Raw genomic sequence first — 16251 nt, 5'->3', positions numbered from 1 at the left:
TGCACAGCAAGGAGCTTTCATGAGCCTGCCCCCCATTCTCGAAGACCGGTTGAGCCTGCCCGTCGTCGCCTCACCGATGTTCATCGTGTCCGGTCCGGACCTGGTGATCGCCCAGTGCACCTCGGGTGTCGTCGGTTCTTTCCCCACCCTCAACGCACGGCCGCAGCCGGTACTGCGGGAGTGGCTCACCCGCATCACCGAAGAACTCGCCAAGCACGACGCGAACAACCCCGAGGCTCTATCCGCGCCCTACGCGGTCAACCTGATCGTCCACAAGAGCAATGACCGGCTCGACGAAGACCTCGCCACCGTCGTCGAGTTCCAAGTCCCGATCGTCATCACCTCCCTCGGCGCCCGCACCGACGTCAACGACGCCGTCCACTCCTACGGCGGCATCGTTCTGCACGACGTCATCAACAACAGGTTCGCGAAGAAAGCCGTCGAGAAGGGCGCGGACGGCCTGATCGCTGTTGCCGCAGGTGCCGGCGGACACGCGGGCACCCAGTCACCGTTCGCGTTGTTGCAGGAAATCCGCGAATGGTTCGACGGCCCGGTGTTGCTGTCCGGCTCCATCGCCCACGGACGTTCGGTGCTCGCCGCGCAGGCCGCCGGCGCCGATCTCGCCTACATCGGGTCCGCGTTCATCGCCACCGAAGAAGCCAATGCCGACGCCGCCTACAAGCAGATGATCGTCGACTCCACCGCATCCGACATCGTCTACTCCAACCTCTTCACCGGCGTGCACGGGAACTACCTCCGCGGCAGCATCACCGCGGCCGGGTACGATCCCGCAGCGCTTCCGGTCTCCGATTCCAGCGCAATGGATTTCGGAACGAACGAGAAGTCGAAGTCCAAGGCGTGGCGTGACATCTGGGGCGCCGGGCAGGGGATCGGCGCCGTGGACGCGGTAGTTCCCGCCGCCACCGTCGTCGAGCGACTCACTCGCGAGTACGCCGAGGCGAAAGCCCGCCTGCTCTAGGCGCTTCGCGCCCGTGCGTGGTTAAGGAGTCCAGAAACTCGTCAACCGCGCACGGGCGGCGGAGCCGCCTACAGTGTGAAGGGCGATGTCGACATAGCGGGCGGCCACCTGGTCGGGGGTCAAGGCGCCACCCGACTGGTACCACCGTGGGATGGACTGGCACATGCCGAGAAGGGCGCGAGCGGTCTCCGCCACGTGGGTGGCGTGGAACTCACCCGTGGCCACACCCTCGGTGACCAGATCGATCACCATGAGCTCGAGGCGTTTTCGCGTGGCCGCGTACCGACTACGACTGTCGGCGGAGACGTGCCGCAACTCGGTGTCGAGGCAGACGTGCCGCACCCGGTGCGTCATGTAGAGGACGATCGCTTCGACGACGTTGGAGAATTGCGCCACGACGTCGTCGGCGCCGGCGTCACAGGCGGCGGCCTCGGCGCGATCGTTCAGTTCACGCATCTGCAGTTCGAACAGTGCCACGAGAATGGCTTCCTTGCTCTCGTGGTGGTAGTACAGGGCGGGGACGGTCACCCCGACACGACGGGCGATCTGCCGCACCGTCGTGCCGTGGTAACCGTTCTCGTTGAACAGATCCAGTGCCTGCTCGAGGATGGGTGTCAGCGACAGGGCCTCGAACGTCCGCCAGTCGGCGTACTCCGGCTCCGTCACGGTCGGCCCGTCCTCGCGCAGAGTCACCGGTCGCCGATCAGCGCGGTGCCATGCGGATAGCGCCGTCGAGACGGATGGTCTCACCGTTGAGCATGGGGTTGGACACGATGTGTGCGGCGAGCGCGCCGTACTCGGACGGGTCGCCCAGACGCGAGGGGTGCGGAACCTGGCTTCCGAGCGACTGCTGGGCGGCCTCCGGCAGGGAGCCGAGCAGCGGGGTCTTGAACAGGCCGGGGGCGATGGTGTTGACGCGGATCAGCAGGGACGCGAGGTCACGGGCGATCGGCAGGGTCATGCCGACGACGCCGCCCTTCGAGGCGGAGTACGCGGCCTGACCGATCTGTCCGTCGTATGCGGCGACGGACGCAGTGTTGATGATGACGCCGCGCTCGCCTTCGATCGGCTCCGTCTTCGAGATCCGCTCGGCGGCAAGACGAATCACGTTGAACGTGCCGATCAAGTTGACGGTGACGATCTTGGTGAAATCGGCCAGCGGGAACGCACCGTTCTTGCCGACGGTCTTGATGGCGTTACCGATGCCGGCGCAGTTGACGGCCACGCGAAGCGGGCCGAGCGACTCCGCGACGTCGAGTGCGGCAGATACATCGGCTTCGTTGGTGACATCGCCGGCGGCGAAGCGGACGCGGTCGCCGAGTTCCTTGGCGACCGTTTCGCCGTTGGACGAGGGCAGGTCGATGATGACGACGCTGGCGCCGTCGGCGAGAAGGGCCTTGGCGGTAGCGAGGCCGAGGCCCGAGGCGCCACCGGTGACGAGGGCGACGCTGTCATTGACGATCATGTTGTGCCTTTCGAATGCAGGGGTTGTCAGAAAATGTGGGTCAGATGCGTTCGATGATGGTGGCGTTGGCCATGCCTGCGCCTTCGCACATCGTCTGCAGGCCGTAGCGTCCGCCGGTGGCCTCGAGCTGGTTGACCAGCGTGCCGAGCAGACGGGTGCCCGAAGAGCCGAGAGCGTGGCCGAGGGCGATGGCACCTCCGCGGGGGTTCAGCTTGGCCGGGTCGGCCCCGAACTCGTGGGCCCAGGCGAGCGGTACCGGAGCGAACGCCTCGTTGACCTCGTAGGCGTCGATGTCGTCGATGCTGAGCCCCGACTTCGCGAGGATCTTCTTCGTGGCCGGGATCGGGGCAGTGAGCATGAATACCGGGTCGTCGCCGGCGACGGAGAACGAGTGGAACCGCGCCCGCGGAGTCAGGCCCAGCTTGGCGGCCATCTCCTCGCTCATGATCAGCGCACCGGACGCGCCGTCAGTGAGCGGAGACGAGTTGCCGGGGGTGATGTGCCACTGTGCCTCCGGGAACCGGGCCGCGTACTCCTCGGAGTAGAACGACGACTTCAGACCCGAAAGACCCTGCGCGGTGGTGGCTGCGCGCACGGTCTCGTCGACGGCGTGCGAGACGGTCTCCCCGGCCGCGTTGGTCACCTCGATCGGCAGGATCTCCTTGTCGAACAAGCCCTTCGACGCGGCGTCGGCGGCACGCTGATGCGACTGCGCGGAGAACGCGTCGAGGGCGTCGCGGTCGAACTTCCACTTGGCGGCGATCAGTTCGGCGGAGATGCCCTGGTTGACGAGTCCCTCGGGGTAGCGGGCGGCGATGCCCGGGCCGGACGCGTCCTGACCGATGGTCGTCGTGCCCATCGGAACGCGGGACATCGACTCCACACCGGCGGCGATCACGATGTCGTAGGCGCCGGCGATCACGCCCTGCGCGGCGAAGTGCGCCGCCTGCTGGCTCGAGCCGCACTGGCGGTCGACGGTGGTGGCCGGAACCGAGTCGGGGAATCCGGCCGACAGCACCGCCGTCCGGGAGATGTTGAGGGCCTGCTCGCCGGCCTGACCGACGCAGCCGCCGATGACGTCGTCGACCTGCGCGGGGTCGATGCCGTTGCGCTCGACAAGGCTGCGCAGCACGTGCGCGAGCAGTTCCACCGGATGCGTGCCGGACAGCGCGCCTCCGGGCTTGCCCTTACCGGAAGCGAGGCGGACGACGTCCACGATGACAGCGTTGGTCATGATTGTCCCTTTCGAGGAGGAGAAAGTGGTTGCGGCCCGGTGTCCGGGATCGACAGGACACCGGGCCGAGTCTGGTTCAGCGGCCCTGCCACACGGGCTGCCGCTTTTCGGCGAACGCCCGGGGGCCTTCCTGTGCATCGGCACTACTGAAGACGACGGCGAGTGCGGCGTTGTTCGCCTCCCACGCCCGATCGCCCCAGTCGTCTTCGGTGGCGGTGCGGTGAATCATGGACTTGGACTCGCGGACCGAGATCGGCGCGTTCGCGGCGATCTGCTCCGCGAGTTCGAGCGCGACGTCGAGTGCGGTACCTGCGGGAGCGACCCGGTTGACCAGGCCCAGTTCCTTGGCCTGCGCCGCGGTGATCGGCTCACCCGTCAGCGCGATCTCGAGCGCCACCTTCTTCGGAATCTGCTGCTGCAGGCGGATCACCCCGCCCGCCGCGGCGAACAGGCCACGCTTGACCTCGGGCAACCCCAGGGCGGCCTCCTCGTCGACGACCGCAAGGTCACTGGCGAGCACCAGCTCGGTGCCGCCGCCCAGGGCGAAGCCGTTGACCGCGGCGATGGTCGGCTTACTGATCCAGTGCTGCGCGTATCCGGCGAATCCCCACTCCGGGTGCCCCTCCGCGGAGATGGCCTCACCGGTAGCGAGAGCCTTGAGGTCGGCGCCCGCGCAGAACGCGCGGCCGGACCCGGTGATCACGACGACACGCACCTCCGGATCGGCCTCGGCCTGCTCGAGCAACGTGCCCACCGCGGTCGACAACGCACCGTTCACCGCGTTGAGCGCCTTGGGGCGGTTCAGCGTGATGATGCCGATGCCTCCGCGCCGCTCCCACAGTGCGGCTGCCTCCGTCGTCTCCGTCTGTACTGGCACGTCTCACCCTCCGCCTTCACCCAGGATTACTGATCGCTCGTTAAAGTTAGTACCACGACCTGACCGGCACGGTCAATGGCTGGATTTATCTAGCGCCCGTTCAGTTGCGTCTGGTATGGATAGTTCCGGACCGACAGAGGAGACCACCACGTGTATGCCCAGCACCTGACTGCGACGTCCGGACCCCGAGCGGTGTACAGCTCACCGAGATCGACGAACCCGACGGATCCGGTCTCGTCGTCGTCGATCTACACGCCGCCGGAGTGTCCTTTCCCGACCTGTTGCAGACCACGGGCAGTTATCAAGTGGTGCAGGACCTTCCGTTCGTGCTCGGCATCGAGGGCGCCGGTTTTCTTATGAATTACCTCACCGTGCATTTCGCTCTCGACGAGCGCGCCCTTTCCGCGCCGGCGAAACGGTTCTGGTCCACGGCGCCGCCGGGGGTGTCGGGGCGACCGCATTGCAGGTGGCTGCCGCGCTGGGGCTAGAGTCCATCGCGGTGGTCAGCACCGACAAGAAGGCCGACAGTGGGCGACTCTTGGTCCGCTGCTCGACTCCGGTGCTCTTCGGATCGCCGAACCCACCACCTAATGCGTTCGAACACACTGCCGACGCGCTGCGCACCCTCGAGACCCGTGCGGCCGTCGGCAAGATTGCCCTTTCTCTCCGCCCCAACAACACCGAAGGACCCTCATGACATCCGACCTCCCCGGAGTGGATACCGACGTCGACAACGGCGTCCTCCGCATCACGCTGAACCGACCCGCCCGCATGAATGCCGTCACCACCGACACTCTCGACGCCGTTGCGGATGCGTTGGAGAAGTACTCGGGTGACGCCGGGGTGCGGGTCGCCGTCCTCACCGGCGCCGGTCGCGCGTTCTGCACGGGTGCGGACCTGGGTGGGGAGAAGGCCGCCGGTCCGCCGTCCCCCGCGACGATCGACGCCGCGAATCGCACGGTCGCCGCTGTGCGCGCGTTCCCCCGCCCCGTGATCGGCGCCGTCAACGGTCCCGCAGCCGGTGTCGGTGTCTCCCTCGCGCTGGCCTGCGACCTCACGATCGCCGCGGCGTCGAGCTACTTCCTGCTGGCGTTCACGAAGGTGGGTCTGATGCCCGACGGAGGCGCCACCGCGCTCGTCGCCGCATCCATCGGCCGCGCCCGCGCGCTGAAGATGGCAATCCTGGCCGAAAAACTGCCCGCTGCAGCGGCTCTCACGGCGGGACTGATTGCCGACGTGTACCCCGATGACGAGTTCGCCGCCTCAGTCGACGCGCTCGCCCGACGCCTCGCCGACGGACCGTCGGAGGCCTTCCACTTCACGAAGGACGCCGTCAACGACGCCACCCTGACCGAACTCGACAGCGCCTTTGCCCGTGAGCGCACGGGACAACTGGTCCTTCTCGCCGCGCCCGACTTCGAGGAAGGCGTTGCCGCATTCCAGGAGAAGCGGCCGGCAGTGTTCGGTCGGGTCTGAGGAGTTTCGAGCCGGTCGGCGGCCGAACCGCGCCGATTTTGCGGACCAGGAAGTCGATCTGGTCGGCCACCACCTTCTCGAACAGATCACCGAAGTAGACGTCGAAGTGACCGCCCGGGTACAGGTGGACCTCGGCATCCGACGTTTTCGCCGCGGCATTCCGGGCGCTACCCGTGAAGGTGACGGCGTCGTTGTCGGCGATGGCGAAGAAGACCGGACAGTCGATCTGCGCCACCGCCGTCGTCGGCCGGTACAGCGCCGCCTGCAACGCGACCCTACCGGGAGTTTCGTTGCGCCACGTCGACTCAGGCGGGTCCATCGCCCGGTACCCCGCCTCTGCGTCGGGTGTGGTGATCGCAGCGAACGACCCCGGCTGCCCGACCACGGGGAACATGTGCGGCGGCCGACGTCGTAACTGCGCGAGCCGATCCCGCAGGTACGCGACCGACATGCGGGCCAGCCCCGCGGTTCCGAGCCGCCGAAGGTTCGTCAGCCCGTCGACGTAGGGCACCTGCGACACGACCGCGGCAACCCGGTGATCCCGCGCGGCCGTCGTCAGGACGAGACCACCGGCCAGCGATGTACCCCAGATCGCGATGCGGTCGGGGTCGATGTCGGGACGCCTCCGAACGTAGTCGAGGGCGCTCGCCCAGTCGGCGAGCTGACTGTCGATGTCGAGCAGTTGCCGGGGCTCCCCTTCGCTCGAGCCGAAGTAGCGGTAGTCGAACACGAGCACCGCGAGTCCCGCGGCTGCGAACCGCTCGGCGTAGGCGTCGAGTCGTTGCTCGCGCACTCCACTCCAGCCGTGCGCCAGCACTACGCACGGAAGGGTTGCCGAGGTGGGCGAGCCCGGACGGTAGAGCCAGGCGGCGCAGCGCTGTCCACCGGAGGAGAATTCCACTTCCTCACGGCGGGTGTCAGGACAGGGATATTCGGCTGGTGTCGGCCGAGGATTCATGTGGGGCGCCTCCGCAGGTATGAGCATTACCCCTAGACTCCGCCCGGGTGGTCACCGACGACAGGCACCCCAGGATGGGAAATCGCCCACCTCAGGCGGCTCTACCGGCCTGGCAGGTACTGCAAGGCCTTCACGAACGGCGGCATGATCTTGGCCCACACCTTGGGCGGCAATCCGCGTGGTCCCCCGAGGTTGAGAATGCGGGTGGTGGCGATGGTCTGCGGTTCGGTGTACTTGAGAAGCCCGTCCGCACCGTGGCGGCGCCCCACCCCGGACACTCCCATGCCGCCCATCGGCGCGCTGGTGCTGCCCCAGGCGGGAGCATAACCCTCGTCGACGTTGACCGTTCCGGCGTGGATACGCGCCGCGATGGCTTCACCCTCCGCCTTGGTTCCCGCCCACACGCTGGCGTTGAGCCCGTATTCGGTGTCGTTGGCACGCTCGATCGCCTCGTCGACGTTCGCCACCGGGTACACCGACACCAGCGGTCCGAACGTTTCCTCGCGATAGCACTCGGCGTCCTCGGAGACCCCGGTGAGGACGGTCGGCTCGTAGAACAGCGGCCCCAGATCGGGACGGGCCTTGCCGCCGGCCACCACGGTGGCGCCCTTGACAACGGCGTCGTCGACGTGGCTGGACACCGCTTTGACCTGCGCCTCGGACACCAGGCTGCCCATTTCGATGCCGAAGTCGTAACCGGTGCCCAGTGACATGTTGCGAACCCGTTCACCGAACATCCGAGTGAACTCGGGGGCGATGGACTCCTCGACGTAGATGCGCTCGATCGAGATGCACAACTGGCCCGAGTTCGAGTAGCAGGCGCGCACGGCGGCGTCGGTGACCTCACGGAGGTTGGCACCGGCGGCGACGATCATGGGGTTCTTGCCCCCGAGTTCCGCGGAGAAACCGATGAGCCGGCGACCGGCCTGCTCGGCGAGCAGCTGCCCGGTCTGCGAGGAACCGGTGAACATCAGGTATTCGGTGTTCTCGACGAGTGCCGTGCCGACTACCGAACCGGGTCCCGGGACCACGGCGAACAGGTCACGGGGAAGTCCCGCCTTGTAGAGCAGGTCGACGCAGGCCAGGGCGCAGTACGGCGTTTGACTGTCGGGCTTGAGGACCACCGCATTGCCGGCGAGGAGGGCCGCGATGGCGTCGGACACCGCGAGGGTCATGGGGTAGTTCCAGGGAGAGATGACTCCGACGACGCCCTTGGGCTGGTATCGCACCACCGTCTTGGTGAGCACTGGGAGCATCCCGGAGACGCGGCGGGGGCGGAGCAGTTTCGGTGCGACGCGCGCGTAGTGGCGGGCCGTCATCGAGATGTCGAGGACCTCTTCCTGGGCGGCCGTGCGGGACTTCCCGGTCTCTGCCTGCGCCATGTCCATCAGGGCGTCGCGGTTCTCGAGCACCAGTTCGCGGTAGCGGTGGAAGATGGCGGCGCGTTCGGCGACCGGCCGCTGTGCCCATTCCTTCTGCGCTACCCGGGCACGGGCGATGGCGTCCACCGCGTCCTGTGCGGTGCCGATCGGGATGGTCGCCAGTTCCTTACCGGTGAACGCCTCGACGACGGATCGGGTCGGTCGATCCGCCGCCTCCGGGATGGCGATGAGATCAGCGAGCCGCGCGAAGGTGGCGGCGGACGGAACAGGCATGACGTACCCCTACTGGATAGTAGTTTTTGCGGTTACACATAACTTACCTGCTTGGTGTGCCAAGTCACAGGGCGGATGGCTAGTGCCGGTCTTCGAGCCCGACAGCCTCTCGCAACTTCTCCTCCGCCTTCTTCAGCTCGGGGTTGTCCTGGGCGGACGAATCGAGCAGGGCGGCGAGCGCCTCGGCGATGACGTTCAGTTTCTCCTGCAGAGCCTCCGTGGCGCGGCGGCTGGCATTCTCGAGCAGGACCACGAGGAGCAACGTGAAGACGGCGCCGACGGCGTGGATGGCGATCTGCCACTCGTGAAGGTCCTTCCAGAGCGGAATGCTGACGACCCATAGCGCGACCACTCCTGCACAGATCCCGAAGAACGGCGCCTGGCTGACCCGGAGTTCGATCTGCTCCACGAACCTGTCGAACGCTGCTCGGTGGGCTGCTGATGTGCCGCCTTCGCGTTGCGCACCATCTTCGGAGTCTAGGCGCAGCTGTCACTCCCGATATGCCCGTTTCACCCGAGTCGCTTCGATGACGGTGTCGAGGGAGACGACTCAGCAGTCGTCGCGGTGGAGCGCCATCCGGGCCGCGCTCGGCGCGGTCACCGCCGCGACCCCGTTCCGTCGAGTGCCGCGCCCCCGCCGCCATCGCGCTGCCGATCCGACCTCGCCCTGGCAGCCTGCCTCCGCGCCCGAGATGGACGCGTTCACCTCCACCAGCGATCCGATTGCCGTGGCGGTTCGTCGGCACCCGTCCCGGCTCTCTTCCTGCTATTGATGGCGCTCGCGGGGTTCGTGACCGGCGCACTGTGGATCGGCTTGTTCATGCTCGTCCTCGGCAGGGTGCGCCTCTAATGGGCTTCCCTGCGTCGGAAGTGGTTGTCGATCGCGGCGATTCTCGCGACTCGAGCGTCTACACCGACCTGCGAGCCTGCACACGTCCCCGAAAGAATCTCTGCCGCAGCACCGCACTGTATCGCCTGACCGACAACTCGGTCGGCATGGCCGGAACGAGAGGCCGGCGAATCTCGGAAGCACTCGAGTTCGTCAGAACACGCCTCCCTCACGCCGCGGCAGCGTACGAGCCAGCACATCGAATCGGGGATGTCGTGACCATCCGTCGTAGTCACCAATGACATACAGCCGCTTCTTGGCCCGGCTGATCGCGACGTTCGCGAGGTTCGGTTTCGCTGCCGCCCAACGTTTGGCGCCGTTCTTGGCCGGGTCGCCGCCGAGGACGAAGAACACGATGTCGGCTTCCTTGCCCTGAGCCTTGTGCACCGTGCCCGCAGACAGGCCCGGGTACTGGTCCGAGAGCGAGGCAATCCGGCTGGCGACCTGACGGAACGGGGTGATGACGATGACCTCGCTCATCTCGTGCCCACTGTCGCGCAGCCGGTCGAGGTGCTCGCGCAAGACGTCGTGCTCGGCGCGAACGTAGTGGCCGGACGACGGTCCGGTGACGTGAATCCACGCTGATGGTGAGTGGTCGTCGCGGGGACTTGGGTCGCGCCCATGCAGCATCGTGTCGTCGTACGCGATGGCGTTCACGATAGAGAACATGGGGTCGTCACACCGGCGGTGGACACGGAGCGGCGCCCCAACCCAGATCGAATTCTCACCGTCGGAGAGAGTGGTACCCCATCGGTTGAGCCTATCGGCAATGGACTGTGCGGAGTTCGCGGCGGGCAGCCACCGTTCCGACACCCCGAATGTTCGGCGTACGGCCTGCTGAGCCCGGAAAGGCAGGGTGACAACGGGCTCGAGCTGCAGCGGATCACCGACGACCACGGTGCGCCGTGCCCGCCAGATCGCCCCGACTGGGTTCTGTGGTGTGGACTGCCCCGCTTCGTCGATGAGCAGCCAGCCGAGGCTCTCCGCACCGAGCCCGCGGAACATCTTGCCCAGGGACGCGAACGTCGTCGACACCAATGGGACGACGAAGAACAGCGCACGCCACGCGTCCGCCACAGCCGCCGGGTCGAGGTCACGCGGCGCGCTGCCGCCGACGACGTCGGTGGCCCCCTGCAGGGCCTGCCGCATCTGCTTCGGAACGTGGCCGAGAAAATCGCGATGCAAGTCCAGCGCCGCGAGGAACAACCGGGACCGAGCCTCGGTCACCTGCGGATCGGACCACGGCGCGGCCAGTTCACGCTGCGCGGGGTCGTCGAGCCAGTCGCGCCCGGGGACGGCATTCCCCCACTGCTCCCGGTACCGATCAAGCGCGGCGTCCAGGAAGTCGATCCGTGCACTCATGCCCCGGTGCTCGTCCGCGAGCGGTTCGTGCCGGCTCTGGGCTTCGTGCAGGGTGTGGAGCGATTCCCGATGCGCGGCCCAGGCGTTCTGATAGGCGCTGTTCCATCGGGACAACGCCTCGGCCAGCTGCTGCCGGCGCGCCTGCCAGCCGTCACGGTCGGCGCGCGCCCGTCTGCTCAGCATGTGCCACCACGGCGGGCGGATTTGGTCGTGACTCTCGATCTCTGCAGCGACGGTCGATCGGCCGGTGTCCTCACGGTCGACGGCTGCCCGCAGCGTGAGCTCGAATTGCTGCGCCTTCCTGAGGTGTTCGACCGCAACATCCAGCTGTGGGCCGAGTTCGGCGAGCCGTCGGCGGAGGCCGACGACCTCGGAGAGCCCGTCGTGTGCGCGCTGACGCTGCGCGAGCAGGGCCTCGACGTGGACGCGCGCAGCCTCGTAGTCGGCGACCGCATCCCTCCACGGTCGGCCAGGCCCCGCCGTCTCGAGTTCCTTCAGGATCGACTGGATCCCCCGACGTCGCACCTGATCGGCAGATCCGTCGTGGTCCTCGCGGGGCGCCTTCTCGTCGAACCACAGTGTGGCGACGAAGTCCGAACGGTACGACTTGCGGCCCAGCCTCGCCGCCGTCAGCGCCCACGCGGGTCCCGCCCCGTCACCGAGCAACGCGGTCGCGATGTCACAGTCCACCTCGCCGAAAGTGGCCTCGTCGAACTGCCCGGCGGCAGGCATCTCGTGGCTGATGTTCTCGACCGCACCGTTGTTCGACGACGCGACGACCATCTCGAAACCATGGAACTCCGGTTTCCACCGCTGGACGATGCGGGGGTATTCGCCGGCCTTCCAACGGTGCGGGGCCGCGAAGAAGGCGTCGCGGGGACGCCCGAGGGCGGCGATGCGGTTGGCACGTTCCACGACGACCGCGGCCACGAGATCCCGCAGCAGCGTCGATTTCCCTGTGCCCGGAGGACCGTTCACGGCGAACACACCTGCCCCGTCGCCGAGTTCGCTCATGATCGAGTTGACGGCGAACTGCTGCCCCAGAGCAAGGGGATGGTCCGGCTCGCTCGGCCAGCGGCCGAGCGGTGTCGCGCTCGGCCGGCAGCCGTCGAGGGAGGCGGCGGGGTCGGCGTATAGGTCGACCCGACGCTCGAGGTCGAGGTTCGCATCTTCGGTGAGGTACCGGCCGAGCCCGGCGCCGAACCGTCCCTGCGCCACCTCCGCCCGGACCAGGTCCAGGTCCTCGGCGATGAAGCTGTTGAGGAAATCGGTGCTGTCGACACCGTCCGATTCGCGGACATCGACCGAGCGCACCCGGATCTCCGTGCACTGCACGAGACCGGTGACACCGAGCAGCGCTTCGGTTTTCGTGCGGATCGTGGACAATTGGGTGTGGTCGAGTGGCGCGCGTCCACCATGGTCCTCGTCGACGAGCTGGGCCTCGTCGACGAGTTCCCGGAACCGCGTCGCCGCGACGTCAAATCCGCTGAGCCAGGTCGGCCCGTCCGGCCCCGGATTGCGAGTCCGGCCGGCGGCCCACGCGAGACCGGACACAATCGCGGTGTCGGGCAGGTAGCATCCGTCGCCGTCGAGGACAATCGCGGCAAGCGCGCAGTCACCGGCCGGGCGCGGGTCGAAGTTCTCGGTGCCGGGGTCGAGAATATCGTCGACCGCCACCCACACGTCGTCGATGCGGTACACGCCGAGGTACAAGATGTGCTGGCGCTGGTATCCACGGCGGGTGGATTTCCCGCGCAGCCGATGGCCGGCCTCCCACGGGAGAGACGTCCCGTCGGTGACCTTCTCGACCGGCGCGTGCGTGTCGAATCGGTCGACCATCGGCACCGTCTGCGGGCTGAAGAGCTCGATCGCTCTCCAGAACGCCACGACGTCGGCCTTTGTTCTCTCGTCCCCGCCCACCGTCTACCCAACCCCCGTCATAGTGTCCGCTTTCGGAATCACCCGACAGTATTGCGTGCGGGACCGACACACACGGTTGCTGCCATCGGTCCGTGCCGCGGCCGCGGCTGGCTCCACTCGAGCGGCGGACCCAACATGTGCGGTGGTGACAGTATCCCGCTGCGATCGCAGAGTCGCACCGGATGTCAACGCCCGGCATGGCTGCAGAGAACAATGTGATGGGTCGGACGGACGCGCGAGAATCCCGAACGGATCACGTCGCGGGCCGAGTTACGTATGTGGTCCCCATCAAGCATTGGTCCATTCGGTCCTGATCAGGCGGTTCAACCGCCCGACACTTTTTCGATCCGCCGACTGAGGATGGCGATCGCTTCATCCCGCCACAACGGATCGCGGAGCCTCTCCCGGACAGCCTCGTTCAATCCGCCCGCCAGATCTTCCTTCACCGCGAGCTGGTGCAGCTGCTGATGGGTTAGCCCGGCCTCCTCGACTCGTGGCCACGGGACGAGTCGGCGGCGGCGAGTCGCCGGTACAGACCGGGAGCCCGCTACACGACGTGCAGTCCACCGGGCAGCCTGCCCTCGGTGGACACGGATCTCCCCCACCGGGACATGACCGGGCCGCAATTCTCAGACGGTCCTCAGGAAAGTCACAATTCGGGCCCCAATCGTTTCCCCGGCAAACCAACCGACACGGGAGGATTCGTCATGAACGTTTCACGAGCACGTCTGCAATTCGGTATCGCCGCCGTCGGCGCGATCTCCGCCGCCCTCGTGATCCCGGGCATAGCCTCCGCGGATCCGGCCGACTCCGACTCCGCCCGCCTCGTGAACAGCACGTGCAGCTTCGCGCAGATCGATGCGGCGATGCACGACGTGACTCCGCAGCTCGCCGCGCGCCTCGACCAGGCACCCGAGCGCAAAGCTCAGCTGGCGGACTTCTTCTCGAAGTCCCCGGCCGACCGCCAGGCGGTCCTCGACGCGCACCCGCAGCTGAAGAGCCGACTGGACACCGTGCCCACCGAGGGACCGGCCGTCGAGTGGCCCGCGAAGGCGCTGACGATCGCCGAGACCTGCGGTAACTACTGACGCACGCTAGCCGGGGCGGACGGTGCGCAGGACCGACTGCCCCGTGTCCAGCCTGCGGATGTTGTCGGTGATGTCGCCGACCCGGCCGACGAACGTGTGGTCGCTGACGCCGGACGAGTGCGGGGTCATCACGACGTTCGGCAGGTCGCGGAACGGCAGCGCGCTCGGGGCGCCGTGACCGCCGGCGTCGGGGTAGGAGTACCAGACGTCGATCGCCGCGGCCGCGATTCGGTGCGACGCGAGCGCGTCGTACAGCGGTTGTTCCTGGACGAGGGGGCCGCGGCCGACGTTGATCAGAATGCCGTCGGGGCCGAGCGCGTCGAGTTCCGCGCCGCCGATCATCTCGCGGGTGTGATCGTTCAGGGGCGCGGACACCACCACGACGTCGGACTCCGTCAGGAGCCGGAGCAGCGACGTGTTGCCCCCTGCCCAGGCGAGACCTTCCGCGGCGGCGTCGAGATTTCCCCGCCCGGTCACGGCGCAGCCTTCGGACCCGAACGCGCGCAGCATGTTCCACGACCTCCGGCCGATGTGACCGAAGCCGACGAACCCGACCCGCGCGCCCCGCATCGACCGGGACTGCGCGATCGCGTCGTCGTACACCGAGGTTGCCCACACGTCGCCGCGGAGGGCGCGATCGTGCCGGAGGAATCCGCGGCGCAGCATCAGCGCCGCCGACACGATGTACTCGGCGATCGAGTCCTCGTGGTGGAAGGTGTTGGCCACCAGGGTGTCCGCCGGGAGCGCGGCGAACGCCACGTTGTCGGTGCCCGCGCCGGCGACGTGCAGCAGGCGCAGCTTCGGCGCTGCGGCCGCCATCGCGGCGGTGAACCGGCCGCCCACGTACACGTCGGCGTCGGCGAGGTCGGCGACGATCGCCGACTCGTCGAACGTCCGATGCCACGACGCCGTCGCACCGGACGGCAGTCCCGACTCGAACAGCTCGCGATGCGGCAGCAGGTTTCGTTCGCCGACGACGACCTTCATCAGGCGCGCACCAACGCCGGCCGCTTGCTGTCGAACGTCCAGTTCGGCACGAGGAACTGCATGCCGATCGAGTCGTCGCGCGCGCCGAGCCCCTTCTGCCGGTACAGCTCGTGGGCAGCCTCGACGCGGTCCATGTCGAGTTCGACACCGAGTCCGGGGGTCGACGGCACGGTGAGGTAGCCGTCTTCGATCTCGAACGGGTCCTTGGTGATCCGCTGACCGTCCTGCCAGATCCAGTGGGTGTCGATGGCGGTGATGTCGCCTGGAGCCGCGGCCGCGACGTGGGTGAACATCGCGAGCGACACGTCGAAGTGGTTGTTGGAATGCGAACCCCACGTGAGGCCCCACGCGTCGCAGAGCTGGGCGACGCGGACGGATCCGTTCATCGTCCAGAAGTGCGGGTCGGCGAGCGGGATGTCGACGGCGCCGGAGCGGATGGTGTGCCCCATCTCGCGCCAGTCGGTGGCGATCATGTTGGTGGCCGTCGGCAGTCCGGTGGCGCGCTTGAATTCGCTCATCACCTCGCGACCGGAGAAGCTGCCCTCGGGGCCGACGGGATCCTCGGCATACGCCAGAACGTCTTTCAGTCCGCGGCACGTCTCGATCGCCTCCGACAGCAGCCAACCGCCGTTGGGGTCGAGGGTGATCCGGGCGTCGGGGAATCGCTCGGCCAGCGCCGTGACGGCCGCCGCCTCCTCCCGGGGCGCCAGGACGCCGCCCTTGAGCTTGAAATCGGCGAAGCCGTATCGCGCCTGAGCCGCCTCGGCAAGCCGCACGACCGCGTCCGGTGTCAGCGCCTCCTCGTGCCGCAGGCGCAGCCAGTCGTCGGACTCCGCCGCACCCGACTGGTACTCGAGGTCGGTCTTGTTGCGGTCACCGACGAAGAAGAGGTAGCCGAGCGCCTGCACCTTCTCGCGCTGCTGACCCTCGCCGAGCAGGGCCGCGACGGGAACACCGAGGTGCTGCCCGAGAACGTCGAGGAGTGCCGACTCGACGGCGGTGACGGCGTGGATCGCGACACGGAGGTCGAACGTCTGGTTGCCGCGGCCCGCCGGGTCCCGGTCGGCGAACGTGCGTCGCAGATCGGCGAGAACGCCGTTGTACTCGCCGATGCTGCGCCCCGTCACGATCGCGCGGGCGTCCTCGAGGGTACGGCGGATCGGTTCACCGCCGGGCACCTCGCCGACACCGGTGTTGCCGTCGGAATCGGTGAGGATCACCAGGTTCCGGGTGAAGTACGGGGCATGCGCGCCGGACAGGTTCAGGAGCATGCTGTCGTGTCCCGCGATCGGGACCACTCGCATGTCGGTGACGACCGGGGTGCTCGTTGTACTCATCTCCGAAAACCTTCCTTCACAGCG

General features: G+C 67.7%; 14 protein-coding genes and 2 pseudogenes. 6 read left to right on the top strand and 10 right to left on the bottom strand.

Annotation, left to right across the window (positions count from 1 at the left end):
• The first annotated feature begins 19 nt into the window (after positions 1-19).
• Positions 20-979: an NAD(P)H-dependent flavin oxidoreductase gene (locus NOF53_RS20975; RefSeq protein WP_255972311.1), complete on the top strand. Its 960-nt coding sequence runs from the start codon at positions 20-22 to the stop codon at positions 977-979.
• Positions 980-1000: 21 nt separating this feature from the next.
• On the opposite strand, the gene NOF53_RS20970 is transcribed toward NOF53_RS20975, so the two are convergent.
• From NOF53_RS20970 to NOF53_RS20955, 4 genes are all read right to left on the bottom strand, one after another.
• Positions 1001-1672 carry a TetR/AcrR family transcriptional regulator gene (locus tag NOF53_RS20970; RefSeq protein ID WP_255972308.1) on the bottom strand — a complete coding sequence of 224 codons (672 nt, stop codon included), beginning with the start codon at positions 1670-1672 and terminating at the stop codon, positions 1001-1003.
• Between the two features lie 10 nt (positions 1673-1682).
• Positions 1683-2444: a 3-hydroxyacyl-CoA dehydrogenase gene (locus NOF53_RS20965; protein ID WP_255972306.1), complete on the bottom strand. Its 762-nt coding sequence runs from the start codon at positions 2442-2444 to the stop codon at positions 1683-1685.
• 40 nt (positions 2445-2484) lie between these two features.
• Positions 2485-3678 carry a thiolase family protein gene (locus NOF53_RS20960; RefSeq protein ID WP_255972304.1) on the bottom strand — a complete coding sequence of 398 codons (1194 nt, stop codon included), beginning with the start codon at positions 3676-3678 and terminating at the stop codon, positions 2485-2487.
• Positions 3679-3754: 76 nt separating this feature from the next.
• Positions 3755-4555 carry a crotonase/enoyl-CoA hydratase family protein gene (locus NOF53_RS20955; RefSeq protein WP_255972301.1) on the bottom strand — a complete coding sequence of 267 codons (801 nt, stop codon included), beginning with the start codon at positions 4553-4555 and terminating at the stop codon, positions 3755-3757.
• Between the two features lie 209 nt (positions 4556-4764).
• Here NOF53_RS20955 and NOF53_RS20950 point away from each other — a divergent pair.
• The 3 genes and pseudogenes from NOF53_RS20950 to NOF53_RS20940 form a co-directional block, all read left to right on the top strand.
• Positions 4765-5081 (top strand): annotated as a pseudogene (locus NOF53_RS20950) (alcohol dehydrogenase catalytic domain-containing protein); the annotation flags it as partial.
• Positions 5055-5252 (top strand): hypothetical protein, encoded by a 198-nt coding sequence (locus NOF53_RS20945; RefSeq protein ID WP_255972296.1) that lies wholly within the window; start codon positions 5055-5057, stop codon positions 5250-5252. The pseudogene NOF53_RS20950 and the gene NOF53_RS20945, both read left to right, overlap by 27 nt.
• Positions 5249-6031 carry an enoyl-CoA hydratase gene (locus NOF53_RS20940; RefSeq protein WP_255972295.1) on the top strand — a complete coding sequence of 261 codons (783 nt, stop codon included), beginning with the start codon at positions 5249-5251 and terminating at the stop codon, positions 6029-6031. Before NOF53_RS20945 ends, NOF53_RS20940 begins: the two co-directional genes overlap by 4 nt.
• 100 nt (positions 6032-6131) lie before the next feature.
• On the opposite strand, the pseudogene NOF53_RS20935 reads toward NOF53_RS20940, so the two are convergent.
• The 3 genes and pseudogenes from NOF53_RS20935 to NOF53_RS20925 all read right to left on the bottom strand — a co-directional run.
• A pseudogene (locus NOF53_RS20935) lies at positions 6132-6989 on the bottom strand (alpha/beta hydrolase); the annotation flags it as partial.
• A gap of 101 nt (positions 6990-7090) precedes the next feature.
• Positions 7091-8644, bottom strand: coding sequence for a succinic semialdehyde dehydrogenase (locus tag NOF53_RS20930; RefSeq protein WP_255972293.1), 1554 nt, complete (start codon positions 8642-8644; stop codon positions 7091-7093).
• 79 nt (positions 8645-8723) lie between these two features.
• On the bottom strand, positions 8724-9053 hold the full coding sequence (locus tag NOF53_RS20925; protein ID WP_255972291.1) for a low affinity iron permease family protein: 330 nt from the start codon (positions 9051-9053) through the stop codon (positions 8724-8726).
• Positions 9054-9171: 118 nt separating this feature from the next.
• Between NOF53_RS20925 and NOF53_RS28040 the strand changes: the two genes are divergently transcribed.
• Positions 9172-9417: a hypothetical protein gene (locus NOF53_RS28040; protein WP_445263537.1), complete on the top strand. Its 246-nt coding sequence runs from the start codon at positions 9172-9174 to the stop codon at positions 9415-9417.
• Between the two features lie 269 nt (positions 9418-9686).
• Here the strand turns inward: NOF53_RS28040 and NOF53_RS27770 are convergent, their stop codons facing one another.
• Positions 9687-12782 (bottom strand): DEAD/DEAH box helicase, encoded by a 3096-nt coding sequence (locus NOF53_RS27770; RefSeq protein WP_255972289.1) that lies wholly within the window; start codon positions 12780-12782, stop codon positions 9687-9689.
• Between the two features lie 740 nt (positions 12783-13522).
• On the opposite strand from NOF53_RS27770, the gene NOF53_RS20910 reads away from it, so the two are divergent.
• Entirely contained in the window at positions 13523-13903 is a 381-nt protein-coding gene (locus tag NOF53_RS20910; RefSeq protein WP_255972287.1) for a hemophore-related protein, read from the top strand.
• Positions 13904-13909: 6 nt separating this feature from the next.
• Here NOF53_RS20910 and NOF53_RS20905 read toward each other — a convergent pair whose 3' ends face one another.
• Complete coding sequence (locus tag NOF53_RS20905) at positions 13910-14890, bottom strand: 2-hydroxyacid dehydrogenase (protein WP_255972286.1); 981 nt, start codon at positions 14888-14890, stop codon at positions 13910-13912.
• A complete protein-coding gene (gudD, locus tag NOF53_RS20900) occupies positions 14890-16227 on the bottom strand; it encodes a glucarate dehydratase (protein WP_255972285.1) in 1338 nt (445 codons plus the stop codon). Before gudD ends, NOF53_RS20905 begins: the two co-directional genes overlap by 1 nt.
• Positions 16228-16251 lie beyond the last annotated feature (24 nt).

This window comes from Rhodococcus tibetensis, from assembly GCF_024438035.1.
Lineage (GTDB): Bacteria > Actinomycetota > Actinomycetes > Mycobacteriales > Mycobacteriaceae > Rhodococcus_F > Rhodococcus_F tibetensis.
This window is presented reverse-complemented; position numbering and strand designations above follow the sequence as displayed.

What these genes read in the sequence shown, in the direction of transcription:
- NOF53_RS20975 (WP_255972311.1), top strand. Translation starts at nt 20, where the DNA reads ATGAGCCTGCCCCCCATTCTCGAAGACCGGTTGAGCCTGCCCGTCGTC.
- NOF53_RS20965 (WP_255972306.1), bottom strand. Translation starts at nt 2,444, where the DNA reads ATGATCGTCAATGACAGCGTCGCCCTCGTCACCGGTGGCGCCTCGGGC.
- NOF53_RS20960 (WP_255972304.1), bottom strand. Translation starts at nt 3,678, where the DNA reads ATGACCAACGCTGTCATCGTGGACGTCGTCCGCCTCGCTTCCGGTAAG.
- NOF53_RS20940 (WP_255972295.1), top strand. Translation starts at nt 5,249, where the DNA reads ATGACATCCGACCTCCCCGGAGTGGATACCGACGTCGACAACGGCGTC.
- NOF53_RS20930 (WP_255972293.1), bottom strand. Translation starts at nt 8,644, where the DNA reads ATGCCTGTTCCGTCCGCCGCCACCTTCGCGCGGCTCGCTGATCTCATC.
- NOF53_RS28040 (WP_445263537.1), top strand. Translation starts at nt 9,172, where the DNA reads ATGACGGTGTCGAGGGAGACGACTCAGCAGTCGTCGCGGTGGAGCGCC.
- NOF53_RS20910 (WP_255972287.1), top strand. Translation starts at nt 13,523, where the DNA reads ATGAACGTTTCACGAGCACGTCTGCAATTCGGTATCGCCGCCGTCGGC.
- NOF53_RS20905 (WP_255972286.1), bottom strand. Translation starts at nt 14,890, where the DNA reads ATGAAGGTCGTCGTCGGCGAACGAAACCTGCTGCCGCATCGCGAGCTG.
- gudD (WP_255972285.1), bottom strand. Translation starts at nt 16,227, where the DNA reads ATGAGTACAACGAGCACCCCGGTCGTCACCGACATGCGAGTGGTCCCG.